This is a genomic window from uncultured Parasphingopyxis sp. (genome assembly GCF_937129435.1).
Taxonomy (GTDB): domain Bacteria; phylum Pseudomonadota; class Alphaproteobacteria; order Sphingomonadales; family Sphingomonadaceae; genus Parasphingopyxis.
On sequence record NZ_CAKZNF010000006.1, the window covers coordinates 1 to 19,186 of the forward strand.

Below are 19,186 nucleotides of genomic sequence, written 5' to 3' on the forward strand. Positions count from 1 at the left end.
CAGCGCACCCGGCCGCAACGGCAACAGGCAAAGCGCCCGTGCAAACGGCTCGGCTTCATCGGCAATGTGCGACAATAGCAACCGCCGCTGCGCCCGATCGAGGTAGAGCGTGCGCCGCCGATTGGCGTTCGGAATCGGCTTCAATGCTTCCTGCCACGCCGCTTCGCTGTTAGGCGCGCCCGGCGAAAACACCTTCGCCAACGCCGCTCGCAATGTCGCCATATCCCGGTTGACCGTGGCAGGCGCGCGCTCGCGTGTACGTTGTTCGCCATCCTTGTTCCGGCTCACAAGCGACGGCCGCGCCACAAGCCGCTTACGCCATTCCGCCAGATGACGGCGGCGCAGCTTGGCAAGCTTCACCTTTCCAAGGGAATCGTCATAGACGTAACGCTCAAACCGGCCGCGCGCTTCCGGCCGGGACGCTGCATATTCGCGACACGCATCGGCCACCGTTTCAACCTTTGCCCGAACCTCCCCACCACTCTCGATCAGTTCGGCAAGCGCCTCTGCCTCCTTGCGCGCAGCAGTGAATATCTCATTGCCTTTCAACGCGCCGAAGTCGCCAAGCGATTTGAGCCGATATTTCCGATTGTCCTCGTCATAGACGCGCGCAATCCACGTTCCCTTGCCGCCGCGCTTCGACGGCCGAAAGCCGAGAAAGCAACCTGCGCGCAACCGTTGCCAATGCGGCTCTCGCCGCGCCTTCAACCGCTCCCGCTCGCCAATCTTGCTTAGGTCCAACGCCATGCCCTGCCGCCCTTCGTTCCGTACGTATGGAATGCGTACGGAAAACAATACCAGATGCGGCCGGACATGCAAAGACGAATATGCTTAGTTTTGCGGGGGCTGTAGCGTCCAGCAACGTCCGGTGGAGATTGGCTTCCCTGCAATCGCACTGCAGAGGTCGGGGGTTCGAATCCCCCCGGCTCCACCATTTTCGCCGAAAGGCAAACGACTTCCCTTATTCCGCGTCGGGCGCCAGCCAGTTCAGCACAAGCGCGCCGCCGCCCTCGCGTCGCACGGCGCGCACGCCGGCGTCGGCGAAATAGGACAGCACGCGATCGGCCTGTGCCTCGGGCCCGGCCACCCCGATCGGGGCATCGATCCGGCGCGCGGCCCAGGCGGAGAGGCGCAGCGCGCGCTGGCCGGCTTCGTCGGGTCCGTCTTCGCCGAACGTCACCGTCGGCAATGGCGCAGCGGGCGGTGTGACCTGGATCGTCCAGTCGTCTTCCACGCTCGCGACGCGGCGTTCGAGCGCATAATAGGTCTCCAGACCGGCGCCGGGCAGCGGGCGGGCACGGACGATCGCGCGACGGCGATTGCGGTCGATCGTCACATCCTCGACCGGAACGCCCGCGATCAGCGAAAGCCGGTCTGCCAGCTGGGTAATCTCTCGCTCGGTCGCCAGCGCCTCTTCCTGTGCGCGCGCGGCCGCTATCTCCGCAGCCTCGGCGGCACGTGCATCGGTGCCGACGCGATACTGGTTGACGACCAGATCGATCTCGCGCCCCAGGCTGCGTTGGAGCGCGCGGTCGGCGGCGGCCTGTGCATCGGGTTCGAAGGTCGGCGTCAGCACCGACGCCGTGACCCGGATCGGATCGGCGTCGAAATCGAACTCGACCTGGCTGACGCGCGCATCCGCCTCGAACTGGTCGGCGACGATGCCGTTGGCGGTGCGGGTCGCATTCGCTTCCCAGGCAATCTGCTGCAGCGAGAAGCCGAGCGGGATGGCCAAACCGATGAACAGCACGGCCATGACGAGCGACTGGACCATCGTCGAGCGCGAGGAGAGGCTGGTGCGAAAGCCGTAGAGCCGCGCCATCGCGGCGGCCGTCAGCGCGATCGTCATCAGGTTGGTGAAGAAGAGGAGCAGCGCGCCGCCGAACACCGTCCAATTGGCCGTTGCAAGCCCGAAACCGACGGCGGCAAGGGGCGGCATCAACGCCGTGGCGATGGCGACGCCGACGATCGTCCCTTCGCGGCCCTTGATCATCGCATAGGCGCCGGCGAGCGCGGAAAAGAGCGCAACGGCAAGATCGAACAAATTGGGCCGGGTGCGCGCGGCGATCTCCTCGGTCACCGTCTGCAGCGGCGACAGGAGCACGATCAGCGCGCAGAACAGGATCGCGACGAGCGTGCCGACGGCGAGCGCCAGCCCCGATCGGTGCAGCCAGCGGAAATCGCCGATCGCCATCGCGAAGCCCGCGCCCATGATCGGGCCCATCAGCGGCGAAAGCAGCATCGCGCCGATCACGACCGCCGGCGAGGAGAGCAACATGCCGAGAATCGCGATCCCGGCCGACATCGCCGTCATGAAGATATAGCGGCCCTGGGCGACCGATTCGCCCTGCACCTTCTCGATCACCGCGACCTGATCGACCTCGTTGCAGACCTGGCGCCACCAGCTCCGTGTCTCGCGAATGATGCCCGCATGGCTGGCGGATTCGGGGCGCGCGGCGCTGTTGTCGGTCACGAAAGGCCTTTCTGTGTCGTCGTCGAACCGGTCCCGACACATTCAAGTGGTCGAACCGATCGAAGGTTCCGCCTCAATCGTCCGCCGAACCACCCGCCGGAAGCAGGTCCATCACCGCCGCCACCATCGCTTCGGTCCCCAGCGTCACCGATTCGCGCGGTGCAATGCGGAAGAAGGGGCTGTGATGCGCGGGCACCGGGGGGCCGCCATTGGCCGCCGCGTCGAACGCTTCCTGCGGCGTACCACCGACATTGAAATAGGCGCCGCGCACGCCGGTTTCGGGCTGCACGAAATAGGCGAAATCCTCGGCGCCCATTCCCGTCTGCGGCGTCGGGTCGATCAGCGTATCGGCGCCGAGCGCGCCCGCCAGCGCCGGCCGCAGCCGCGCGACAAGATCGGCATCGTTGATCGTCGGCGGCGTCGATTCATGGGCGACCTCGACTTGCGGCAGCCGGTCTTCGGGCATGCCGTTCATCCGGCCCACATTTTCGGCGATCCGGCGGATACCCGCGAGCAGCGTTTCGCGCACCGCCTGATCGTTCGAGCGAACGGTGAGCTGCATCGTCGCGGTATCGGAAATGATGTTGTGCTTAATGCCGCCATGGAACGCGCCGACGGTAACGACGGCAGGAGCGAGTGGCGAAACCTCCCGGCTGACCAGCGTCTGCAGCGCCATGATGATCTCGGCGCCCATGACGATCGGATCGCGCCCCTCATGCGGATAGGCGCCGTGCGTTCCCACGCCATGGATCGTGATATCGACGCTGTCCGCCGACGAGGCGACGAGGCCCGGCGCCAGATCGATCCGGCCGGTCGCGAGGCCGGACGAGACATGGAAGGCGAGCGCATATTCAGGCCGGGGGAAGCGCTCGTAGAGCCCGTCCTCCATCATCGCGCGTGCGCCGCCGATCCGCTCTTCGGCCGGCTGGGCGATGAAGACGATCGTCCCCGACCACTGATCGCGCAGCCGCACCAGCTGCCGCGCAGCGCCGATCAGCGCGGTGACGTGCACATCATGGCCGCAGGCGTGCATGACCGGCGCCTCGACGCCGTCGATCCCAGTCTGTCGCGCTTCGGACGCGTAATCGAGACCGCTGTCCTCCTCGATGGGCAGCCCGTCCATATCGGCGCGGACGAGGACCACCGGCCCGGATCCGTTTTCGAGCACGCCGACGACGCCGGTGCCGCCGACGCCCTCGGTCACGTCGATCTCAAGGCTGCGCAATTGTGCGGCGATGATGCCCGCCGTCCTGTTTTCCACATAGCTGAGCTCGGGATTGCGATGGAAATCGAGGAACAGCGCCTCAAGCGTCGCGTCATAGTCTGCCGCGATCCGCTGTTCGAGGCTGTTCTGCGCGCTCGCCGGCGCCGCAATCGCTGCCGCCAGCGCGAAAAGCGAAATCCATTTGGTCATGCTGCAAGCCCCCTTCGATGCGAAAGACCAGCTTAGCCCGGTGCGTCTGGCAGGCAAAGCGCAATCGGTCTGCACTTGCGCGCCGGTCCGCCAGGGGTCATCCTGCGCTCAAAAGGAGAGGGACCATGGCCACCAAGGCAAAGCCGTTGCAAAGCGCCGAATCGGCACATTTCACGCTGCGTCCGATGACGCCCGCGATCGGCGCCGAACTGCTCGACATTGATCTCGGCTCGGACGAGATCGTCGGGGCGATCCCGGCGATCCGCGCCGCGCTGCTCGAGCACAAGGTCATCTTCTTCCGCGATCAGGATATTACGCGAGAACAGCATCTCTTTTTCGCGCAGCAATTCGGCGAGCTCGAAATCCATCCGGCGACGCCCAAGGATCAGGAAAACCCGGAGATCCTCCGCATTGCGTACGGGCCGGAGAGCCGCGGCCAAGAGAATGCCTGGCATTCGGACGTGACGTGGCGCGAAGAGCCATCGCTGGGATCGATCCTGCGTGCGATCGAGATTCCCGAAGTCGGCGGCGATACGCTGTTCGCCGATATGCACGCGGCCTATCTCAACCTGTCGGACGAGATGCAGCGCTGGGTCTCGGGCATGACGGCCGTCCATGATATCGCGCGCGTCTTCGCGCGGCGCCTCGGCAAGCGGCCCGAGGAGCTGCACGACAAATATCCGCCGATGGAGCATCCCGTCATCCGCACCCACCCCGAAACGGGGCTCCCCGGCATCTACGTCAACACGGCCTTCACCAGCCATATCAAGGGTCTGAGCGAGAAGGAGAGCGGCTGGCTGCTCGACCATCTCTATGCCCAGGCCGCCAACCCCGAAATCCAGTGCCGCTTCCGCTGGGCCGAAGGATCGATCGCCTTCTGGGACAATCGCGCCGTCCAGCATTTCGCCTGCTCGGACTACTATCCCGCGCGCCGCGCCATGGAGCGTGCGACGATCAAGGGCGACCGGCCCTATTACGATCCGCAAGCCTGGTCGGCGGCGGAGTAGCCAAAATTCCTCCCCTGCTCGGGAGGATCATTCCCCTTTGAGCGCCGCGACGAAATTCTTGCGCCACCAGATCACATCCTCGTCGCGGACATTGGCGTAGTTCGACTCCCAGCGGCGGATGCGTTCCTCGCGCGGCATGGCGAGCGCCTGCGAAATCGCTTCGGAAATCTCGTCGGTCGAATAGGGATTGATCAGCAGCGCTTCGGTCAATTGCTGTGCGGCGCCGGCGAAGCGCGAGAGGATCAGGACACCGGGGTCATCGGGATCCTGCGCCGCGACATATTCCTTGGCGACGAGGTTCATGCCGTCGCGCAGCGGCGTGATCAGCGCGATCCGAGACGCGCGGTAGAAACCGGCGAGCGCCGGGCGCGGATAGCCCTGGTTGACATAGCGGATCGGCACCCAGTCGACATCGGCATGGGCGCCGTTGATATGCCCCGCCAGCGTCTCCAGCCGTTCGCGGATTTCCTGATAGGTGTGCACCTCGCCGCGTGACGGCGGCGCGATCTGCAGCAGGACGACATGGTCGGCCTGTTCGGGATTGTTCTCCAGGAAGCGTTCATAGCCCTGGAACCGCTCCTCCACGCCTTTCGAGTAATCGAGCCGGTCGACGCCGATGATGACCTTCTTGCCGAGCGTGCTGCGCGACAATTGCCTGTTCGCCTCGGCCGCCGTTTCGCCTTCGGCCGCTTCGGTGAATTCGTCGAAATCGATACCGATGGGAAACGCCTTGGCACAGCAACGGCGTCCTTCGAACTCGATCCAGCCGTCTTCGTCGACCGTGCCGCCCAGTTCCTTCTCGACATAATGGAGGAAGCTTTCGAGCCATTCGTTGGTCTGGAACCCGATAACGTCATATTCGAGCAGCGTCCGCACCAGCCGCTCATGATAGGGCAGCGAGACGAACAATCGCGTCGGCGGCCAGGGGATGTGGAGGAAGAAGCCGATCCGGTTCTTCACACCCCGGTCGCGGAGCATCTTGCCGAGCGGCAGCATGTGATAATCGTGCACCCAGATCAGGTCGTCGGGCTCGATCAGCGGCGCCACCGTTTCGGCGAAAATCTCGTTGACGCGTTCATAGCCGCTGCCGAAGGTGCGCTCATATTCGGCAAGATCGATGCGATAGTGGAACAGCGGCCACAGCGTGCGGTTCGCATAGCCGTTATAATATTCGTCGATATCCTGCCGTTCGAGATCGATCGTCGCGGTCGTCACGCCGTCATGGCGCTCCATGTCGAGCTTGCCTTCGAACTTCTCGCACTCATTGCCCGACCAGCCGAACCAGATGCCGCGATTTTCCCGCAACGCTGCGGTCAGCGCGACCGCGAGGCCGCCCTGCGCACCCGCGGCACTCTTCGCCTTGGGCGCGGACACGCGGTTCGAAATGACGATCAGTCGGCTCATGGTCTGGGCATATCCCGAGGGACGGCCTTTCCTTTCATCAAATTTTTCCGGCGCCCGGTTCGGCCCTCAAGCGCGAGATCATATCGCCTCAGGCCGGCTCGCACACAAATATCAGCGCCTCCTCGCCCACGCCGTCGGTGATCTCGACATTGCCGTCGCGCAGGAACCAGACGGTCGTGTTGCCGTCTTCGGACCGCATGCGTCCGTAGCGATCCTCGGCACCCGCAGAGGCACCCGTGGCTTCGACCGCGATATAGGAAGGCGTATCGTCCGGCGCCATTTCGCTTTGCGCAACGCTGCCGACGCGCGCCATACCGTCGGCCAGCTGCTCGAACCAGATCGCCGCATCGCCCGCACCTTCGCACATCCAGCGTTCGCCGCCCGCAGGCACCGGCGGGATTTCGGCAATGCCCGAACCGCCCGCCTCTTCGCCCGGCAAAGCCTCGTCAGCCGGCGCCGCGTCGACCGGCGTCATCGTTGCCGCTTCTTCGCCGTCCTCTGCTTGGGTGGCCGGCGCATCGCTCCCCTCGCCTGCCGCGCAGGCTGCGAGCAGGCCGGCCGCTGCCACACAAATTGAAAGTCCGATCGATTGTCGCATGTAAATTCCCCTTATCCTTCAAACGTATCGGGTCGCTCCGGTCGACTCAAGCGCCCGGCAAATCCTTCGGCTAACGCACATCGCTCCACGGCCTCGAAAGCTGCCCGGCGCAGTTGATGATCCCGACGAGCGAATAGGTCTGCGGGAAATTTCCCCAAAGCTCGCCGGTTTCGAAATCCATGTCCTCCGACAGCAGCCCCGAAAGCGTCCGCCGGTCGAGCATCTGTTCGAACAGTTCGCGCGCCTCATTGCCCCGGCCGATGACCTGCAGCGCCTCGATCATCCAGAAGGTGCAGAAATTGAACGCCGTTTCGGGCAGGCCGAAATCGTCCTCGGCATCGTAGCGCAGCATATGTTCGCCGCGCCGCAGCCGCGCCTCGATGGCATCGAAGGTCGCGCGGAAACGCGGATCCTCCGCCGTCAGGAAGCGCATGTCGATCAGCTGGAGCAGGCTGGCGTCGACATCGTCGGTGCCAAAGCTTGCGCCGTAACGCCCCGACGCCTCGTGCCAGGCTTCGTTTTCGATCGTCTGGCGCACCTTTTGCGCGCGATCCGTCCAATGGGCCGCCCGGTCGTCCAGCCCCAGCATTGCCGCTGCGTTGGCAAGCCGGTCGCAGGCCGCCCAACTCATCACCGCGCTATAGGTGTGCGTCGCGGTGCGCGTGCGAAACTCCCACAGGCCGGCATCGGGCTGATCGTGCTTCGCCCAAGCGACCTCTCCCACCGCCTCGAGCCGTTCGAAATCCGCCTCGGTCGACTGGCGCAACAGCCTTTTGTCGCAAAAGCCCTGGATATTCGGCAGGATCACCTGGCCGTACACATCGTGCTGCACCTGGGTATAGGCGGCATTGCCGACCCGCACCGGCCCCATGCCGCGATAGCCGGCAAGGTTCTCCGCCTCGGTCTCGACCAGCTCGGTCTCACCGGTGACCGAGAAGAGCGGCTGCAGTGCGCCCTCCTTCATCTCGTCGACGATGTTGCGAAGATAGCCGAGATATTTTTCGAGCACGTCGAGCGCACCGAGCCTGTTCAAGGCCTGCACCGTGTAATAGGCGTCGCGGATCCAGCAATAGCGATAATCCCAATTGCGCCCCGAATGCGGCGCCTCGGGGATCGAGGTCGTCAGCGCGGCGACGATCGCTCCCGTCTCCTCATGCTGACAGAGCTTCAGCGTGATCGCGGCGCGGATCACGGCATCCTGCCATTCGAACGGCGTCGCCAGCCCGCGCACCCAGAGCCGCCAGTAATCGGTCGTCAGATCGAGCATCGAGCGCACCTCGCGCCCGATATTGCCGACAAAGGGCTCGTCGGGGCCAAGAAAGAAATGCAGGTCGCGCTCGACGCGGAACGGCCGCCCTTCGAGGATATGGCCGACCGGCGCATCGGTCGACAGCCGGAGCGCCTGCGGGCCGATCAGATAGCGGATATGGTTGGTGCCGTTGGTGCGCGCGACCTCGGGGTCCCCATAGTCGCGCGTCGGCGTCAGCGTCACCACGAGCCGGGGCGACCCGGCGACGGGCCTCACCGTCCGCGCATAGGCGACGGGGCGATACATCCGGCCCGACCGTTCGTAGCGCGGGCAGAAGCTGCGAATCTCCACCTTGCCGCCCGCCGCGTCGGTCAGCGTCGTCAGCAGCACCGGCGTGTTGCGGATAAAGCGCTGCTCGGCCGATACCTGGTCGACCAGTTCGAGCCTCCAGACGCCCTTGCGCTCCGCTTCGTCTTCGGGCGCGTCGAGCAGCCCGGAAAAGACCGGGTCGCCATCGACGCGCGGCACGCAGCCCCAGACGATCGTTCCCGCCCGGTCGACGAGCGCGCTGACCTGACAATTGCCGATCGGCCACAGATCGAGATCGACGGTCATTCTCCCTCCACGAGATTTTCGAGCCAGCGATGCACATCGCTCGGGCCATCGAGCCGGTATCGCGCGTCGGTCGGCATGCGGTCCCCGACGATCACGCCATATCCGCCGTGCCGCGACGCCGCGACGATGCCGTCCTCGTCGGTCAGGTCGTCGCCGATGAAGACGGGCCGCGTGCCGGCAAAGCTACCCTTTGCCATGATCGCATCGACGGCGCGCCCCTTGTCGCACGCACGCGGCATCAGCTCGACGACATGATTGCCCTTCTTCACCGTCAGCCCGTGGCGACCGGCCAGTTCGTCGGCCAGCGCTTCGACATCGGACTTCAGCGACGGATCGTCGCGATAATGCAGCCCGACCCCCAGCGTCTTGTGTTCGACATGGAGCGCGGGGAAGGCTTCGGCGCGGCGCACGATCTCCGCGCGTACATCGTCGTCCATGCCGTTATCGGGATCGCCGCGCTGTTCGGCGCAGTCGGCGAAGCGCAGTTCGAGGCCGTGCGAGCCGGACACCGTAAGGGCCGCGCAATCGAGATGCGTCTCGACATCGGCGATCGACCGGCCGCTGACGATCGCGAGCCTGCCCGAGAGCCGGTTCGCAACGCGCGCCAGCAAGGCGGGCAGGTCCGCCGGCACCTCGATCAGATCGGGTTTGTCGGCGAGTTCGACCAGCGTCCCGTCGAAATCGAGGAACAGCGAAATCGCTTCGGGATCGTTCGGCACGGGGGGATCGTCCAGCATGGGCGCTGTCCGCGGGTCGCTCGGCATGGCCGGTTTTGTGAACGAGCCCGCCCCGACAGGCAAGCCCGGTGCAGCCGCTTGCAAATTCCGCACGCCGCGCCGCTTGCCCCGGAGCCGCGCATGTCGCTTGCAATGTTGGATAAGTGAGATCAGCTGATTGTGCCTATCTGGTTATTGCAGGAGATGGGCAATGTCGCAACAGGTAAAGGACATCCAGCGCGGGCTCGTGCTGCGCGGGCACGATCTCGGGCGCACCGGTGCAGCGCGGGACGGGATCGACGGCGATCTCGGAGCGCTGACGTTACAGGCGCTGCATGACGAACTCGGCGTGCCATTGGCCGAAGCCGCGCCGATCGGCTTCGCGCTCTCTCGACGCGATGAAGACCGGCTGACGGGCGTCCATTCCGATCTCGTCCGCGTCGTGCGGCGGCTGACGCGGGATACGCCGCTCCCCTTCGCGGTGATCGAGGGACTGCGCACGCTCGCGCGGCAGAAGCAGCTCGTCGCCTCGGGCGCGTCGCGCACCATGAACTCGCGCCATTTGACAGGGCACGCCGTCGACCTCGCCCCGCTCGGCCCCGACGGGAAGATCAGCTGGGACTGGCCGCTCTACCACCGCCTCGCTCCCGCAATGAAAGCGGCGGCGGCGAAGGAGGGTGTGGCGATCGAATGGGGCGGCGACTGGCGCAGCTTCAAGGACGGGCCGCATTGGCAGCTGCCATGGAAGGATTATCCGGCCTGAACAGCTCCCGGGCATTGGGCCGGGCGGTGTCAAGCGAGTGTCAAGCAGGTGTGAACTTCGGGACGATCAAAGTCCCGCCTGCCATTCGCGGATCGCGTCGATCGGCCAGACGAGCATCAGCACGTTGAGTGTCAGGTTGTCGCGGATGATCCAGAGAGTCAGCAGCTCGAAGGCGATCGCGATCGCGACCGTCGGCCACAGCCCCAATCGCCGCGCGATCCAGAAGCCGAGCGCCATCCAGCCGATATCGGCGATGCTGTTGATGATCGCGTCGCCTTCATAGCCGAAGGCCGCCGTCGCCTCGCGATAGCGGTTGATGATGATCGGCGAATTTTCGAGCACTTCCCACGCGCTCTCGATCGCGACGGCGAGGCTGAAACGCCAGCCGACCGGCTTGCGGCAGAACAGCCACCAGGCGAGGCCGCAGAAGATGAAGCCGTGGATGATGTGGCTCGGCGTATACCAGTCGGCCAGATGCTGGCTGTTGTCGGGGCCGTGCACCTCGCCGACCCACAGCTTCACCGTTCCGGATTCCGCAATCGGGTTCCGGCCCATCAGGTACAGCACCGCCGCCGCGATAACGACTATACCGATCGAGATTGCCCAGTAGCGCGCCCTCACCCCATTCTCTCCTCGATCATGCCGGCCAGTTTGCGAACCGACCGCAAATTGCGCGCGGTTGCCGGTGCGCCGACTGCCTTGTCGATCGCTTTCGGCGTCAGCTTCGAGCGCGCGACGCCCTGACCGTAATCGATCCAGAGCGCATCGCCCGCGATCCGGACGCGCTCGCCGGCCTGCGCCAGCGCTTCGAGCGTCTCGACCGCCGATGGCGGCGGCGCCTTCTGCGCCAGAACGAGATGCAGCATCCTGTCTTCCACGCCCGCATCGCCGGCGAACGGATTATCGTCGAGATAGCCCTGCCACCTTTCGGCGGCGCGGACGATGACGGGGCTTTCGAAACCGAAGCGCGATGCGATTGCCCTGCCGAGCTGCGCCGCGACGTCGTCCGCGGCAGTGTCCGTGCGAATCAGGAGGTTGCCGCTCTGGATATAGGTTTGCGGTTCCTCATAGCCCAGCTCGCCGCACAGATCGCGCAGCTCCGCCATCGGCATCTTGCGCCCGCCGACATTGACCGCGCGCAACAGCACGACGAGTTCAGCCACCGGCCGGCGCTTCGGCGGCTGGCGGAATGCGCGTATTCTGATCGTGCACCAGCCGCCACTCGCCGTCTTCCAGCGCAAATGTCAGCAGCAGGAAGAAGGTCGATGTCCGGTCCTCGGCCTCCACCCGGCTCGTGACGTTGAGCAACGTATAGCCGAGATCGCTGCCGACGCGCTGATCGACGGTCTCGGTGTCGAAGGTGAACCCGCCCCCGGTCAGCCAGGGTTCGAGCGTTTCGAGATAGGCCTCCCGCCCTTCGATCAGTGTCCCGTCGGGCAGGATCAGCTGGATGTCGGGCTCGGCGGTGATCGTCGCCACGAAGCCATCCCAGTCGCCGCCGCGAATGGCCGTCAGATGGCGATCCAGCGTGCAATCGTAATCGCATTCGGGCGCCGCCGGATCCGCGCTCTCCCCGTCGGCCTGCGCACAGCCGGCCATCGCCGCCATTGCCAGCATCGCCATGCCAAAGCGTAACATCGCACCCTCCCCATCTTGACCGCACCCGCGCCGTTGCGGCATCCGGCGCCATGGCCGAACCGAACCCCGAACCCATTCAGCGCCGCGGGCTCCTCTATGTGCTCTCTTCACCCAGCGGCGCGGGCAAGTCCACCATCGCGCGCATGCTGCTCGCCGCCGAGGACGAACTCACGCTGTCGGTGTCGGCAACGACCCGGCCGATGCGTCCCGGCGAGACCGACGGCAAGGACTATCATTTTGTCTCGAACGATCAGTTCGACGCGATGGTCGCGAATGGCGAGTTTCTCGAATGGGCGCATGTCTTCGATCGGCGCTACGGGACGCTGAAAAGCGAAGTCGACAAGACGCTGGCCGACGGGCGCGACGTGCTGCTCGATATCGACTGGCAGGGGACGCAGCAGTTGAAGCAGGTCGATCCCGATATCGTGCGCGTCTTCATCCTGCCGCCCTCGCTCGAGGAGCTGGAGTCGCGGCTGCGCGGGCGCGGCACCGACAGCGACGAGGTGATCGCCGGGCGGATGGAGCGGGCGACCGCCGAGATCAGCCATTGGGCCGAATATGATTATGTGCTGATCAACGACGCGGCCGAGATTTGCGCCGCCAAGGCGCGGGCGATCCTGGAGGCCGAGCGGCTGCGGCGGAGCCGTCGCACCGGCCTTGTCGATTTCGTCCGCACGCTGACCGGCTAGTCAGCGGCGCCTCTCCCCGTTAACCTGCTGACAAGAAACAGGGAGAAGGGTTCATGATCAGGGTCTTGCTTGGCTCCGTCCTCGGCGCGGTCGCGATGTTCGTGCTGGGTTTCATTTTCTATGGCGCGCTCGGCAGCGTCCCACTGGACGATCTCGGCGATTCCGAAGCGGCTGCCGTCCAGTCCTCTCTCGCCGCGAATATGGGCGAACTGCCCGCCGGGGCCTATGTCGTCCCGGGCACCGGCACGCAAAACCAGGAACGCATGTTCACCGACGGGCCGATCGCAACGATCCAGTTCAACCCCGCCGGTTTCGAGACGATGGACGCCACGGTCCTGCTTGGCGGCTTCGTCCATATGCTGATCTCGGCACTGATCCTTGGCGCGGCGCTCTACGCCGTGTCCGCGCATGTCCGCAGCTATTCGGCGAAGCTGTCTATCGTCGTGCTGTTCGGCCTCGCCGCCTCGGTATTCATGCATCTCGGCAATCCGATCTGGTGGCATCAGGGCTGGCTCTATCATCTCTGGCTGTTCTTCGCCGACTTCGTCAGCTTCGTCGCGGCGGGCGCGATCATCGCCTGGTTCCTGCCCGAACGGTTGAAGGGCGAGAGCCGCAAGGACGCGGAGGCGGCGCGGGCTAGCTCAGAAGCCTGAGAAACCGCATCGCGGCGGCGAATTCGCGGCGCTTGGCATCGCGCGCCGCGATCGCTTCCTCATCTTCGCCCCATTGCGATTCCTGCCAGTCCTCGTCGAGCCGGATCGCATTCCAGACGGTGTCCTCGTCCATCGCCTGCTCGACCAGCGCGAGCCCGCCGACGAGCGAGCCACCAATCTGCACGAGCGGCGCCAGCGCGGCGAGGCGAAAGGGATCGAGGCTCGCGACGGCGTTCGACAGCTTTTCGACCGTCTCGTCGGGCTGCGGCCGATGGACGATATCGGTCGTCGTTTCGAATTGCAGCCCGTAACGGCCCGCCGCCCATTCGAGCATCGGGTCCCAGGCCTCGCATTGCCGGCGTTGCAGCTCGGCCGGGTTGTCGGCGCGATAGCAGAACAGGTCGTTCTCGCCATATTTGGCGAGCCCCACGGAAAAGCCGGCCGGATCGGGCGCGATATGATCGATCGCGGCATTGGCAAGGCCCGTCAGCGGCATCGACCGCGGATCGATCTCGCCCTCCTGCCCGCTCCATTCGGCGGCGATGCCGAAGGCCAGCTTGTCCTGCGGCACGGCAAGCAGGTTGCGACCCGGCGTGCGCACCGGCTTGCCGTCGAGCAGGATTCCCCAGCCGCCCTCGACGGGATCGGCCTTCGCTTCGTCGTAGAATCTCTTCATGCTTCGGGCGGTGTCCTCCAGCGGCGCGCGAGCAGGATCGGGACGATCAGCGAATTGAACGCGCCGAGTGCGAAAACCGGGATGCCGAGTTCCGGAAGCCCGCCTTCGCGCAGCACGTCGCTCGCCCAGACCAGCATGCCGAGCAGCATCAGCACAAGGCCGACGAAGCGAAACAGCTGCAGCGTCTGCAAGCGCGACTTGGCCAGCCGCTCGCGATCTTCGGGGCTCAGCTCCATGAAAGCTCCTTCAGCGCGTCCGTGATCTCGCCCGCATGGCCGAGCACCATATCGGCGCCCGCCGCGCGCAGTTCTTCGGGCGGATGATAGCCCCAGGCGACCCCGATGGCCACCACGCCCGCCGCCTTCGCCATCGCCATGTCGTAGCTCGTATCGCCGATCATGACGGTCGTTTCGGGCGATGCGCCGGCATCGGCGATGCAGGCGTCGATCATCGAGGGATGCGGCTTGGAGGGGTGCCGGTCCGCCGTGTGCAGCGCGACGAAGCGCGGCAGGATGCCATGCCCGTCGAGCACGGCGTTGAGGCCGCGATCGGATTTCCCGGTCGCGACGCCGAGCAGCCAGCCCGCCCCGTCGATCGCCTCGATCGCCTCGACGATGCCCTCGTAGAGCGGCTCGTACACCGTCCCTTCCTGCCGCATGGCGAAGAACGCCGCCCTGTAATGTTCGGCCAGTTCGGCGTGGAAGGCGTCATCGGCATCGGGATGGAGCTGCTGCATCGCCTCCACGAGACTGAGGCCGACGACCCGTCGCGTCGCCTCGCGCGATGGCGCGGCCAGCTTCGCCGCGGCGAAGGCCTGCTCCATCGCGATGCAGATATTGCCCTGGCTGTCGACGAGCGTGCCGTCGCAATCGAAGATGGCGAGACGGTTGCTCATCGTTCCACTTCGCGCATCCGCTCGGCGATGGCGGACCTACCGAGCCGGTCGAGTGCCTCCGCCGCCGCCAGCCGCGCCTCCGCCGGCTTGTTCTGATTGAGCTTCACCGTGCCACGCCGCTCTGTGACGACGAGTTCGAAGCCGACGATCGCATCCAGCATCCGGTCGAAGATCCGCCCGTCCATTTTCGCCCGCGTCCATTCCGTTTTGGCGAGCCGCGCTTCCTCCCGCGCCGTGAGCGTATCGATCTGCTCGACCAGCCCCGCCTGGTCGAGACGGCGCACTGTGCCCTCAAACTCCGCGGCGATGTAGTTCCATGTCGGCACTTGGTCCGCTTCGCCATACCAGTCGGGACTGATATAGGCGTCGGGCCCCGTCACGACGAAGAGCGCCACGGCACCGTCGAAATGGCGGGTCAGCGCATTGCTGCGCGCGAGATGGAATCGGATTGCATCGCCCGCGGTCACCGCCGGCACATGCGCGACGCGCGGACCGTCCGGTGTCTGCGCGAAGAGCTGGCCGAAACCGATTTCGTCGACCATCCGGTCTAGCGCCTGCGGATGATCGGGCCGGAAGGCGCGGTTCGGGTGCATCAACCCTTCCCGCCGCGCGATTTCCCCCTGCCGCGCCGCTCGCCGCGACGGCCCTTGCGGATGTCTTTCGCATAGGCGCGTGCGGCGCGCTTTTGCGCGGCGGGATCGGGCGGAAGGTCCGGCGGGGCGACGTCGACATCGCCGAGCGACGCGGTGAAGCCGAGCGCGGTCATCGTCTTGTCGAAATGGTCGGGCAATTCCGCCGTCACGTCGAGCATCCCGCCATCGGGATGCGGCAAGGCGAGGCGCCGCGCATGGAGATGCAGCTTGCGGCTGATCTCGCCGGTCAGAAAGGCGTCCTGCCCGCCATATTTGCCGTCGCCGAGGATCGGATGGCCGATCGCGGCCATATGGACGCGCAGCTGGTGCGTGCGTCCGGTCAGCGGTTGCAGTGCCACGAACGCCGCTTCGTTGCCCGCGCGCTCGATCACGCGATAGAGCGTCTTTGCCGACTGGCCGCCGGGATCGGGATGCATCTTCTCGCCGCCCGTTCCAGGCTGTTTCGACAGCGCGAGGTCGATCGTTCCTTCGTCGATATCGGGCACGCCGGTGATGATGGCCCAATAGATCTTGGTCGCCCTGCGGCTCGAAAAGCTTTTCGAGAAGATCGATGCGGCGCGCGGGCTCCGCGCGACGAGAAGCACGCCCGATGTATCCTTGTCGAGCCGGTGGACGAGCCGGGGCCGCGCCTCGGCCTCATATTGCAGCGCGTCGAGCAGCCCGTCGACATGGTCCTTGGTCTTGCTGCCCCCCTGCACGGCAAGGCCCGGCGGCTTGTTGAGCACGAGCGCGCTTTTGTCGCGGTGGAAATCGAGACTGCGGGCAAAGGCAATTTGGTCTTCGCTGAGCGGCGGCCGTACCTGCTTTTGCTTGGCGCCCTTGGGCGGATCGGCGGGGGGCACGCGGACGACCTGCCCGGCCTCGATCCGGTCGCCCGGCGCGGCGCGCTTGCCGTCGAGGCGCAGCTGCCCCGTTCGTGCCCAGCGCGAAACGATGTTGAAGGTCGCATCGGGCAGGTGCCGCTTGAACCAACGGTCGAGCCGGATGCCGTCATCGTCGGGCGCGATCGTGAATTCGCGCACCTCATCGCTAAACGCCTTGCTCATGTCGCCAGCCTTACCAGCCAGAGGCCGGCGAACAACGCGGCGACCGCGCCAACGACCGAACTTCCGGCGTAGAGCGCCGCGGTCGCGATCTCGCCGCGTTCGATCATGTTGACGGTTTCGAGGCTGAAGGCGCTGAATGTCGTGAAGCCGCCGAGCAACCCGACGCCGAGAAACAGCCGCCATCCCTCGGCCCAGTTGCCGCCATAGCGCGCGAGGAATCCGACGAGCACGCCCATCGCCAACCCGCCGATCACATTGGCGAGCAGCGTCCCCCAGGGAAAGGCCGGGCCGAACTGGTGCAGCGCGAACCGGCCGAGCAGGAAGCGCAGCCCCGCCCCGATCGCGCCGCCGCCCATGACGAGAAGAAGATGCGGCATGGCGCGCGCTTTAGCGAAGGGTGGGAAGGGGGGCTAGTGGCGTGCGATTCTTCTCCCATGGGGAGAAGGATATGGAGGCTTGGCGAGGAACGAGCCTAGCCGGAATTGGATGAGGGGCTCCGCGCTATCGATAGGTGCGATCCCCTCACCCAATGGGAGAGCGTTTGGTTGTCAGAATTTTCCTGACAGAAAATCGCCGCACCAGCCCGCACCCCCACCCGGCCTCCCACGAGAGTATCCCGGCATTAGGTAGCAACCGCACCAACGCCTCTATCCCCTATACCGCCCTTCGCCGCTAATGTGAATCCATGGAGCACACAGTCAGCGGCCTGATACGCCGTCGCCGCGAACTGACCGGCGACATTCTCGAATTGCTGGCGAAGGTGGACGCGATCACGGCGGACGTGGAGGCGCTGGATCGCACGATACGGCTGTTCGATCCCGACATGGACCTAGATGCCATCCCGGCATTGCAGCACCGCCCACAGCCTCACTGGGCCAAGCATGGGGAAGTGTCGCGGGCGGTAATGGAATTGCTGCGCGAAGCGACCGAACCACTCTCGACAAGGGCCGTGGCAGAGGCAGTGCAACATCGACGCGGTATAGGTGAGGCTGTCACGACTGGGCAGATCGAGCGCATACGCAAATGCCTAAATCGCCAGAGTGGGCGCGGCACAGTGAAGCGGGTTTATGTCGAAGGAACGCTTTGCTGGCGCGTAGATTGAATGGCGGCGGAATGGACGACCGCCAATTAAATCAGCATGTTCGCAGACATAAAGATATGTTTATTTGCGTAAGCCGCTGAAAAAGATTCAAATATTCCACATATTTCTTGCGAATCGGTCGGCAAACGAATCGACTTTTCGTGGGAATTGTTCTGGGATGAGGCGTTGACGTGAATTGGGCCGAGACTGTGGAGGTCCCGGCCCTATTCATACCGCTAAGATTGATGGTGCAATCGCCAGCGGAACGAGCAAATTTGCAGGAGCTTTAATGTTCCTATTTAGCGAACGGGTCAAGGCGATTGCACATTCCAACTAGGGAATAAGTGCAATGGCAGACTTACACGTAACGTGCGTTCGTAGGGATAACTACGACTCCGACCGCAGAATCCAAGGTGTCGGAGGCAGTTGGGGATACCATCCAATCGACGCGGCTATCAGCAACATCCGCTTCGGATATAACACCTACTACACACGAGCGCCCGGCGTGCTTTCGCCAAGGGTTGAGGTGATGGTTAGGGAGCACCCCGTGTCAGGTCGCCCGTTTCTGACGACCGATCCAGACGGGCACCTGAATAACAACCTGCTGAGCCTCCCAGAGTGTCCCTGATGTCGTTGTAGGGCGACTTAAACTCGCCGGGGCGCATCGCCCAACTCAGGGCCTGCTGAGCAGCGTGCAAGGCAGCTTGTTCAAAAGGATGCGCCCCGCCATTTAAGCGTTCGTTTATCAGCGCGAGTTCTGCATCAATATGTGTCACGGGTATCTGGATACCACAGGTATCTGGATACCGTCAAGCCGCCCGCTGCCAATAACCGGCCCAATTGCGGCTGTTCCGGCTCGCCATAGCGGCACCCGCCACCATGAGCGCCTGCGTCCCGTTATCGACGCGGCGATTATCTTCGCGCCACGAGCACTCGGCTGCATAGGCATTGAGATAAGGCCCGGCGATATGGTGGTGCGTCCCGATCTCCATACGGCGCAGCCGGGAGAAATAGCTTTCTGCCTGATTGGTGCAGACGCCTTCGTCCATGAACGCAATCGAGTGGTTCACGCGGCGCGTATCCCAACCGGCGTGCAGCGCGTCCCATCCGGTGCCTTCGTCGGCATAGATCGTGGCGAGCGTGCCGACATGATCGCGAACGTAGGGAACGGCATCGCCTTCGTTGGCGACGATGAAGGGAAGCGACCGCCCACCGCGCTCACGCATGATGACAACACACTGGCGCTTGCCGGTGCGGTTGGCGAGCAAGCGGCGATCCTTGCGATCCTCTTTGCGATTTTCCGGTTTCGAGTATCCGCCGAAATAGCCGCCGTCGATCTCGACAACACCGTTTAGCTGGCGATCCATCTGTTCCTGGGCCATCGCCTCACGCAGCTTCATTGTGAGAACGTAAGCCGTCTTATACTGGCAATCGAGTTCGCGGCTAAGGCGCAGCGCCGGGACGCCCTTCGCGCCGTTCACGAAAATGACGATAGCGGCCAGAAGGTCGGTGAAGGTCATCTTGCGGCTGGCAAAGATCGTGCCGCTGGTGACGCTGAACTGGTGGTGACAGGCAACGCACTTGAACTTGCGACGCGTGGAAATGTCGTAAGTCTC

22 protein-coding genes, 1 tRNA gene and 1 pseudogene are annotated in these 19,186 nt (G+C 64.8%); 7 read left to right on the forward strand and 17 right to left on the reverse strand.

All coding sequences use genetic code 11. The features are described 5' to 3' along the window. Positions 1 to 747 (reverse strand): annotated as a pseudogene (locus tag Q0139_RS01580) (integrase); the annotation flags it as partial. A gap of 95 nt (positions 748 to 842) precedes the next feature. Between Q0139_RS01580 and Q0139_RS01585 the strand changes: the two are divergent. Beyond that, a tRNA-Ala gene (locus Q0139_RS01585) sits at positions 843 to 934 on the forward strand. Between the two features lie 27 nt (positions 935 to 961). On the opposite strand, the gene Q0139_RS01590 is transcribed toward Q0139_RS01585, so the two are convergent. Together Q0139_RS01590 and Q0139_RS01595 are read right to left on the reverse strand one after the other, a co-directional pair. Then, positions 962 to 2,473, reverse strand: coding sequence for a DUF389 domain-containing protein (locus Q0139_RS01590; RefSeq protein WP_298016304.1), 1,512 nt, complete (start codon positions 2,471 to 2,473; stop codon positions 962 to 964). Positions 2,474 to 2,546: 73 nt separating this feature from the next. Beyond that, a complete protein-coding gene (locus Q0139_RS01595; protein ID WP_298016306.1) occupies positions 2,547 to 3,887 on the reverse strand; it encodes an amidohydrolase in 1,341 nt (446 codons plus the stop codon). A gap of 125 nt (positions 3,888 to 4,012) precedes the next feature. On the opposite strand from Q0139_RS01595, the gene Q0139_RS01600 reads away from it, so the two are divergent. Beyond that, positions 4,013 to 4,894 carry a TauD/TfdA family dioxygenase gene (locus Q0139_RS01600; RefSeq protein ID WP_298016308.1) on the forward strand — a complete coding sequence of 294 codons (882 nt, stop codon included), beginning with the start codon at positions 4,013 to 4,015 and terminating at the stop codon, positions 4,892 to 4,894. A gap of 27 nt (positions 4,895 to 4,921) precedes the next feature. On the opposite strand, the gene otsA is transcribed toward Q0139_RS01600, so the two are convergent. The 4 genes from otsA to otsB form a co-directional block, all read right to left on the reverse strand. After that, the gene (gene otsA, locus Q0139_RS01605; protein ID WP_298016310.1) at positions 4,922 to 6,298 is read right to left on the reverse strand and encodes an alpha,alpha-trehalose-phosphate synthase (UDP-forming); all 1,377 of its coding nucleotides are present in this window, start codon (positions 6,296 to 6,298) and stop codon (positions 4,922 to 4,924) included. Positions 6,299 to 6,386: 88 nt separating this feature from the next. Next, the gene (locus tag Q0139_RS01610) at positions 6,387 to 6,896 is read right to left on the reverse strand and encodes a hypothetical protein (RefSeq protein ID WP_298016312.1); all 510 of its coding nucleotides are present in this window, start codon (positions 6,894 to 6,896) and stop codon (positions 6,387 to 6,389) included. A gap of 70 nt (positions 6,897 to 6,966) precedes the next feature. Continuing rightward, positions 6,967 to 8,760, reverse strand: a complete 1,794-nt coding sequence (locus tag Q0139_RS01615; protein WP_298016314.1) for a glycoside hydrolase family 15 protein — start codon at positions 8,758 to 8,760, stop codon at positions 6,967 to 6,969. Then, positions 8,757 to 9,497 (reverse strand): trehalose-phosphatase, encoded by a 741-nt coding sequence (gene otsB, locus Q0139_RS01620; RefSeq protein WP_298016316.1) that lies wholly within the window; start codon positions 9,495 to 9,497, stop codon positions 8,757 to 8,759. The genes Q0139_RS01615 and otsB overlap by 4 nt, the downstream gene beginning before the upstream one ends. A gap of 190 nt (positions 9,498 to 9,687) precedes the next feature. Between otsB and Q0139_RS01625 the strand changes: the two genes are divergently transcribed. Continuing rightward, a complete protein-coding gene (locus tag Q0139_RS01625; protein WP_298016318.1) occupies positions 9,688 to 10,239 on the forward strand; it encodes a M15 family metallopeptidase in 552 nt (183 codons plus the stop codon). 66 nt (positions 10,240 to 10,305) lie between these two features. Here Q0139_RS01625 and Q0139_RS01630 read toward each other — a convergent pair whose 3' ends face one another. From Q0139_RS01630 to Q0139_RS01640, 3 genes are read right to left on the reverse strand one after another with little or no spacing between them, the layout of a single operon-like run. Further along, the gene (locus Q0139_RS01630; protein WP_298016320.1) at positions 10,306 to 10,860 is read right to left on the reverse strand and encodes a DUF2585 domain-containing protein; all 555 of its coding nucleotides are present in this window, start codon (positions 10,858 to 10,860) and stop codon (positions 10,306 to 10,308) included. Next, a complete protein-coding gene (locus Q0139_RS01635) occupies positions 10,857 to 11,402 on the reverse strand; it encodes a DUF1697 domain-containing protein (protein WP_298016322.1) in 546 nt (181 codons plus the stop codon). Before Q0139_RS01635 ends, Q0139_RS01630 begins: the two co-directional genes overlap by 4 nt. Beyond that, positions 11,395 to 11,877: a nuclear transport factor 2 family protein gene (locus tag Q0139_RS01640; protein WP_298016324.1), complete on the reverse strand. Its 483-nt coding sequence runs from the start codon at positions 11,875 to 11,877 to the stop codon at positions 11,395 to 11,397. The genes Q0139_RS01635 and Q0139_RS01640 overlap by 8 nt, the downstream gene beginning before the upstream one ends. 50 nt (positions 11,878 to 11,927) lie before the next feature. Here Q0139_RS01640 and gmk point away from each other — a divergent pair, with 50 nt between their 5' ends. Beyond that, positions 11,928 to 12,566: a guanylate kinase gene (gene gmk / locus Q0139_RS01645; RefSeq protein WP_298016326.1), complete on the forward strand. Its 639-nt coding sequence runs from the start codon at positions 11,928 to 11,930 to the stop codon at positions 12,564 to 12,566. A 53-nt stretch (positions 12,567 to 12,619) separates the two neighbouring features. Next, on the forward strand, positions 12,620 to 13,219 hold the full coding sequence (locus Q0139_RS01650; protein ID WP_298016328.1) for a hypothetical protein: 600 nt from the start codon (positions 12,620 to 12,622) through the stop codon (positions 13,217 to 13,219). Here the strand turns inward: Q0139_RS01650 and Q0139_RS01655 are convergent. From Q0139_RS01655 to crcB, 6 genes are read right to left on the reverse strand one after another with little or no spacing between them, the layout of a single operon-like run. After that, a complete protein-coding gene (locus Q0139_RS01655; RefSeq protein ID WP_298016330.1) occupies positions 13,203 to 13,895 on the reverse strand; it encodes an ATP12 family chaperone protein in 693 nt (230 codons plus the stop codon). The genes Q0139_RS01650 and Q0139_RS01655 overlap by 17 nt on opposite strands. Then, entirely contained in the window at positions 13,892 to 14,131 is a 240-nt protein-coding gene (locus Q0139_RS01660) for a hypothetical protein (RefSeq protein WP_298016332.1), read from the reverse strand. Before Q0139_RS01660 ends, Q0139_RS01655 begins: the two co-directional genes overlap by 4 nt. Then, positions 14,122 to 14,790 carry an HAD-IA family hydrolase gene (locus Q0139_RS01665; protein WP_298016334.1) on the reverse strand — a complete coding sequence of 223 codons (669 nt, stop codon included), beginning with the start codon at positions 14,788 to 14,790 and terminating at the stop codon, positions 14,122 to 14,124. Before Q0139_RS01665 ends, Q0139_RS01660 begins: the two co-directional genes overlap by 10 nt. After that, positions 14,787 to 15,383: an FMN-binding negative transcriptional regulator gene (locus Q0139_RS01670; RefSeq protein ID WP_298016336.1), complete on the reverse strand. Its 597-nt coding sequence runs from the start codon at positions 15,381 to 15,383 to the stop codon at positions 14,787 to 14,789. The genes Q0139_RS01665 and Q0139_RS01670 overlap by 4 nt, the downstream gene beginning before the upstream one ends. Continuing rightward, on the reverse strand, positions 15,383 to 16,489 hold the full coding sequence (locus Q0139_RS01675) for an RluA family pseudouridine synthase (protein WP_298016338.1): 1,107 nt from the start codon (positions 16,487 to 16,489) through the stop codon (positions 15,383 to 15,385). The genes Q0139_RS01670 and Q0139_RS01675 overlap by 1 nt, the downstream gene beginning before the upstream one ends. After that, positions 16,486 to 16,866 carry a fluoride efflux transporter CrcB gene (gene crcB / locus Q0139_RS01680; RefSeq protein ID WP_298016340.1) on the reverse strand — a complete coding sequence of 127 codons (381 nt, stop codon included), beginning with the start codon at positions 16,864 to 16,866 and terminating at the stop codon, positions 16,486 to 16,488. The genes Q0139_RS01675 and crcB overlap by 4 nt, the downstream gene beginning before the upstream one ends. A gap of 308 nt (positions 16,867 to 17,174) precedes the next feature. Here crcB and Q0139_RS01685 point away from each other — a divergent pair, with 308 nt between their 5' ends. After that, positions 17,175 to 17,591, forward strand: coding sequence for a hypothetical protein (locus Q0139_RS01685; RefSeq protein WP_298016342.1), 417 nt, complete (start codon positions 17,175 to 17,177; stop codon positions 17,589 to 17,591). 328 nt (positions 17,592 to 17,919) lie between these two features. Beyond that, on the forward strand, positions 17,920 to 18,198 hold the full coding sequence (locus tag Q0139_RS15490) for a DUF3892 domain-containing protein (RefSeq protein ID WP_367180713.1): 279 nt from the start codon (positions 17,920 to 17,922) through the stop codon (positions 18,196 to 18,198). A gap of 181 nt (positions 18,199 to 18,379) precedes the next feature. Here the strand turns inward: Q0139_RS15490 and Q0139_RS01690 are convergent. Beyond that, positions 18,380 to 19,186, reverse strand: an 807-nt coding sequence (locus tag Q0139_RS01690; RefSeq protein WP_298016344.1) for an IS1595 family transposase, incomplete at its 5' end; no start/stop codon positions are given.